Origin of the sequence: Streptomyces sp. adm13(2018) (assembly GCF_008042145.1) — a bacterium.
GTDB lineage: Bacteria > Actinomycetota > Actinomycetes > Streptomycetales > Streptomycetaceae > Streptomyces.
Genome location: NZ_RDBH01000039.1, coordinates 1 through 5,225, shown reverse-complemented (window position 1 = coordinate 5,225; position 5,225 = coordinate 1). Strand labels below are relative to the sequence as shown.

The following is a 5,225-nucleotide window of genomic DNA, read 5'->3' as shown; positions in this document are numbered from 1 at the left end:
GTCCTCGTCCCCGTCTTCCTCGGCTCGCGGCACGCGCACCCCGGCCTGGTGAAGGAGTTCGACCCGGCGCCCGCGGCGGACGTCCTCGCCCGGCTCGGGGTCCGTCATCAGGCGGACCGCCAGGACCAGCGCCGCCCCGATCGTCGCCATGTACGCCGTGTAGAAGTTCGCCACCCAGCAGACCGCGACGACCAGCGGCCCCAGGACGGGCCGGCTGCCCTCCCGTACCCACTCGCCCACCAGGCAGAGCAGCGGGAAGGCGATCAGGCCGTCCAGCCACATCGGGTTGTACGTGCCCTCCGCGAGCGACCAGCCGCAGAGTGCGTACGACGCGCCCAGGGCCGAGGCCCACCACCAGGGGCCGGGGCCGGTCCGGCGCAGCAGGTGCGTCATGGCCGCCGCCGCGGCCGCGGTCTTGAGGACGGTGAGCGCGTACACCGCGTACTCGATGTCGTCGCGCGGCAGGAGCGCGACCAGCGGGGCGAAGGGGCTCGACAGGTACGTGCCGTAGTCGGGGAGGAAGCTCGTCCCCCACCCCGCCTGCCAGTCGAGCAGCAGCCCGCCGTCCGCCCGGCCGCGGAGCAGGTCCCACAGGTGCGCGTGGAAGGGCACGAACTGGTTCGCGAGGTCGTTGACGGCCCGGTGGCGGGGCCCGAAGGGGAAGACCCGGGCGACCGCGTCGCCGCCGCAGACGGCGAGCACGGTGATCAGCGCGGCGAGGAGCGGGGAGCGCGGCCCCCCGGGCGCGCCCCGGGTCGCGGGGACCGCGGCGGGGGGCGCGGGGGCGGCCGGTGCGGGGCCCCGCGTGCGAGTGGCGTTCGGCATGACCCGTCGAATATGCCAGCGCCCGAGCGGGCGGATCCGGTTCCCGCGGCCCCGTTCACGCAATGGTCTTCTGCCCGCCATCCCTCCACACCGGCCGGGACACCGGGCTCCGTTGTCGTGGTCGGCGTGCTGCTCTCGATCGTCGTCCCGTGCTTCAACGAGGAAGACGTCCTCGCCCGTTTCCACGACCATGTGACCCGCGAACTCGCCAAGCTGGACGGTGAGTTCGAGGTCGTCTACGTGGACGACGGAAGCCGGGACGGGACGCTTCCCCTCCTCCAGGACCTGGCCGCGCGTGACCCGCGGCACGTCCGGTACGTCTCCTTCAGCCGCAACTTCGGCAAGGAGGCGGCCATGCTGGCCGGCCTCCGCAACGCCGCCGGGGACGCCGTCGTGATCATGGACGCCGACCTCCAGCACCCGCCCGAGCTGGTGCACCGCATGGTCGCGCTGCACGCCGAGGGGTACGACCAGGTCGTCGCCCGCCGCACCCGCGAGGGCGACCGCGTCACCCGCACCCTGACCGCCCGCCTCTACTACTGGGCCGTCAACCGGCTGGTCGACGTCGAACTCGTCGACGGCGTCGGCGACTTCCGGCTCCTGTCGCGCCGCACCGTCGACGCGGTCCTCGGCCTCGGCGAGTACAACCGGTTCTCCAAGGGGCTCTTCTCCTGGGTCGGCTTCCGGACGACGACGTTCTCGTACGAGAACGCCGTCCGCGAGGAGGGCCGGTCCAAGTGGAGCTTCGGCAAGCTCCTCAACTACGGCCTCGACGGCCTCCTCTCCTTCAACAACAAGCCGCTCAGGGCCGCCGTCCACCTCGGCCTCCTGCTGGTCCTCGTCGCCGCCGGCTACGCGGCCTGGATCGTCGGGGACGCGCTCGCCAACGGCGTCGACACCCCCGGGTACGTCACGCTCCTCGTCGCCGTCACCGCCCTCGCCGGCGTGCAGATGGTGATGGTCGGACTGATCGGCGAGTACGTCGGCCGCATCTACTACGAGGTGAAGCGCCGGCCGCACTACCTGGTCAAGGAGACCCACGAGGGGACGGGCGAAGGGGCCTACGGAGGGGCGTACGAAGGGGGGGGCGGGGAAGGGTCCGGTACCGGCCGACACCCGCGGTGCCCGTGAGTCGTTGTGGGAAACAGTCGCACCGAAGTAGTGGCTCCGGCCCGGGCGACTCCCTACCATCGATCACCGCAAGGTCGTTCAACTGACGCACGACCAGCCCGGGAGGCTCCTTTGCACCGCCGCACTGCGCTCACCGTCTCCGCCGCACTGCTCGCCGCGGCCCCGCTGCTCACCGCCTGCGGCAGTGACGCCCATCCAGGAGCGGCGGCCGTCGTCGGCGGCGAGCGGATCGACGTCTCCAGCCTCCAGGCGCAGGTGCGGGACGTGCGCACCGCCCAGGAACGCTCACCGCAGGCCGCCCAGCTCGTCCAGGCCACCGGTGACCTGCCCCGCCGCAAGCTCAACGTGATGATCTTCGACCGGGTCGTCGACAAGGTCGCCGCGGACAACGGCGTGGAGGTCACCCGCGCCGAGCTCCAGCAGACCAGGACCGCGTTCGTCCGCGAGAGCGGCGGCGAGGACCGGCTCCAGGAGGTACTCCTCCAGGAGCAGGGCGTGGCGCCCGGCCAGATCGACGACGTCGTCCGCCGCAACGTCCTCATGAACAAGATCGCCGCCAAGCTGGGCGTCACGGACAACCCCGAGGGACAGCGGAAGCTGACGGAGGTCTTCTCCGCCGCCTCCAAGGACCTCGGCATCGACGTGAACCCGCGCTACGGCACCTGGGACGACGCCCAGGTCAGGCTCGGCGACACCACCGCGCCCTGGCTGCGGCAGATCAGCCAGGACCCGGGCGCCGTCCCGGCCGGTGCCTGAGGCGGAGTAGGTTCGAGGGGTGACAACTGAGAGCCCCGGCCGCATCGTCCTGCTCACCGCCAGCCACCGCGTGGCACCCGGACTGCTGTCCTGGCCCGCCTGGCAGGCGCTGCGCGCCGCGGACCGGGTGCTCTGCCCCGACGAGCACCACCCCCAGCTGCCGTACCTGCGGGAGGCCGGGGTCGCCGTCGAGCACCTGCGGCCCACCGCCGAGGAACTCGTCGAGGCGTGCGCCGGCGGCCGTACGGTCCTGCTGCTGCCCTCCGGCGAGGGCGACCGGGCGCTGACCGACGGCCTCGCCCGGCTCGCCGGATCGGGCCGCTTCTCGATGCCCGACCTGGAACTGCTGCCCGGCTCGTACGACCTGCCCGGCGCCCGGCTCCTGGACCTCGTGCAGATCATGGACCGCATCCGGCGCGAGTGCCCGTGGTCCTCCCGGCAGACGCACAAGGAGCTCGTCAAGTACGGCATCGAGGAGGCGTACGAGCTCGTCGAGGCGATCGAGGACGACGACCGGGACGCGCTGCGCGAGGAGCTCGGGGACGTCCTCCTCCAGGTCGTGTTCCACGCCCGGATCGCCGAGGAGGACCCGGAGGACCCGTTCTCCGTGGACGACGTCGCCGGTGACCTCGCCCGTAAGCTGATCCACCGGCACCCGCACGTCTTCGGGGACGAGGAGGCGCGGACGCCGGAGGACGTCCGGGCCCACTGGCAGCGCACCAAGGCGATCGAGAAGCAGCGGGAGTCCGTGACGGACGGCGTGCCGCTGGGCCAGCCCGGTCTCGCGCTCGCCGCGAAGCTCGGCGGCCGGGCGCGCTCGGCGGGCCTCGACGTGGCCCTCCCGGCGGACCGGGGCGTCGGCTACGACCTGCTCGCCCTCGCGGTCCGCGCGGAGGCGGAGGGAGTGGACCCGGAGGCGGCCCTGCGCGCGGCGGCCCGCACCTACCGGGACGCGATCCGGGCGGCGGAGGGCGTAGAAGGCGCGGAGGGCGCGCAGGGCACGGAGGACGCGGAGGCCTGACGCCGCCGCGGAACCCCGCGCCCGGCGGCCGGCGCTACCGGTCGCGCGGCGTCCCGCGCTACCGCTCGCGCGGCGCCCGGGCCCCCGGGTTGTGCCAGAGCGGGGGCGGCGGGCCCAGGAGGCGTTCCGCCGCGGTGCCGGGGCGTGCCGTGAAGCGGCCCACCGGCTGCAGGGTGTCGTGGTGGATGCGGTACGGGTCGGTGCCCAGCTCCTCCAGCACCTCCGCGACCTCGGTCAGGAAGCCCGGCGGGCCGGTGAGGTAGACGTCGTGCGCGGGCCAGTGGACGCAGGCCCGCAACGCCTGGACGAGCCGTTCCGTCGCCTGGTCCTTGCGATGGCCGGGGGCCGAGGTGATGTAGGTGACGCTGAGACTGCTGAGACGTTTCTGCAGTCGCTCCGCCTCCTCCCGGCCGTACAGGTACTCCTTCGCCCGCGCCACCATGAACAGCCGCCCCGTCAGCTCGGGCTCGGCCTCCGCCGCCTCCGACAGGAGGGCACGCACCGGCGCCCAGCCCGTACCCGCGCATATATAGGTACGGAGTCCGCCCGGCTCCGTGCACGCGGTGAGGTTGCCGCCGGGCGCGCTCAGCCGCAGCGTCTCGCCCGGCCCCGTCCCGGCGACGAGGGCCGTGCTCATCACGCCGCCCGGGATCCGGCTCACATGGAGTTCGACCGTGCCGTCGGGGCGGGGGGCGTCCGCGAGGGAGTAGGTGCGCCAGACGCGCGGGACGCGCGGCGAGCTGACGCTGACGTACTGCCCGGGGAGGAAGGGGAACGGCTGCCGGGGCCGCAGGGTGAGGACGGCCAGGTCCGCGCGGCGCCGCTCGTGCCGGACGACGTCCGCGTCCCACCAGGCGGGCTCGCCCGCCCCGGCCGCCTCCTCGGCACCGGCCATCATGAGGTCGGCGACGTACCCGTACGCCTCGGCCCAGGCCTTCTCGGCCTCCTGGTTCCAGGCGGGTCCCGCGGCGTGCGCGAAGGCGGCGAGGAGGCTCGTCCCGACGGCGGCGTAGAGCGCGGGGTCGGCGAGGAACTTGCGGTGGTCGCGGCCCAGCTGCCCCAGGTAGCGGGGGAGCCCCGGGGACTCCAGGTGGGTCACCACATGGGTGAGCGCGGCGAAGAGGCGGTCCCGCTGGGGCTGCATGTCCTCGGGGAACAGCTCGCGCATGGCGGGGTTGTTCCAGAAAAGATGCGCGTAGAAGAAGGTGACGGCGTGTTCGGCCCGTCTCTCGACGACCGCGAACGTGCTTCGGAGCATCTGAGGATCCACCGACAAGAATCTAGGGCACCACCCCCTCCGTGATCGCGGGATCCGCCAGACCGCACCTCCGGGCGACCGCCGAATCAGACCGGCCGCGCCCTCCGGACGACCGCCGGATCCGGCAAACCGCGCCTCCGGGCCACCGCCGGATCCGGCGGACCGCGCCCTCCGGAGCGACCTGTACGGTCGGGGAGTGAGCACCACCCCCGGCACCCCGCCCGCCTCCTGCCC

Annotated in this window: 5 protein-coding genes; 3 read left to right on the top strand and 2 right to left on the bottom strand. The window is 73.6% G+C overall.

Annotated elements, in window-relative coordinates:
• Window positions 1-825: YfhO family protein (locus EAO70_RS03365; protein WP_148001542.1), on the bottom strand; the 825-nt coding region annotated here is incomplete at its 3' end.
• 126 nt (window positions 826-951) lie between these two features.
• On the opposite strand from EAO70_RS03365, the gene EAO70_RS03360 reads away from it, so the two are divergent.
• The 3 genes from EAO70_RS03360 to EAO70_RS03350 all read left to right on the top strand — a co-directional run bounded on the left by EAO70_RS03360 (window position 952) and on the right by EAO70_RS03350 (window position 3,733).
• Window positions 952-1,956, top strand: a complete 1,005-nt coding sequence (locus tag EAO70_RS03360) for a glycosyltransferase family 2 protein (RefSeq protein WP_148001538.1) — start codon at window positions 952-954, stop codon at window positions 1,954-1,956.
• Window positions 1,957-2,067: 111 nt separating this feature from the next.
• Entirely contained in the window at window positions 2,068-2,712 is a 645-nt protein-coding gene (locus EAO70_RS03355; RefSeq protein ID WP_148001537.1) for a SurA N-terminal domain-containing protein, read from the top strand.
• A gap of 19 nt (window positions 2,713-2,731) precedes the next feature.
• Entirely contained in the window at window positions 2,732-3,733 is a 1,002-nt protein-coding gene (locus EAO70_RS03350; protein ID WP_148001536.1) for a nucleoside triphosphate pyrophosphohydrolase, read from the top strand.
• Between the two features lie 58 nt (window positions 3,734-3,791).
• Here the strand turns inward: EAO70_RS03350 and EAO70_RS03345 are convergent, their stop codons facing one another.
• Entirely contained in the window at window positions 3,792-4,991 is a 1,200-nt protein-coding gene (locus tag EAO70_RS03345; protein WP_148001535.1) for a globin domain-containing protein, read from the bottom strand.
• Between the last annotated feature and the right edge of the window lie 234 nt (window positions 4,992-5,225).

Bases quoted from the DNA above. Each gene is read 5' to 3' on its own strand.
- EAO70_RS03345 (WP_148001535.1), bottom strand. From the start codon at position 4,991: ATGCTCCGAAGCACGTTCGCGGTCGTCGAGAGACGGGCCGAACACGCC.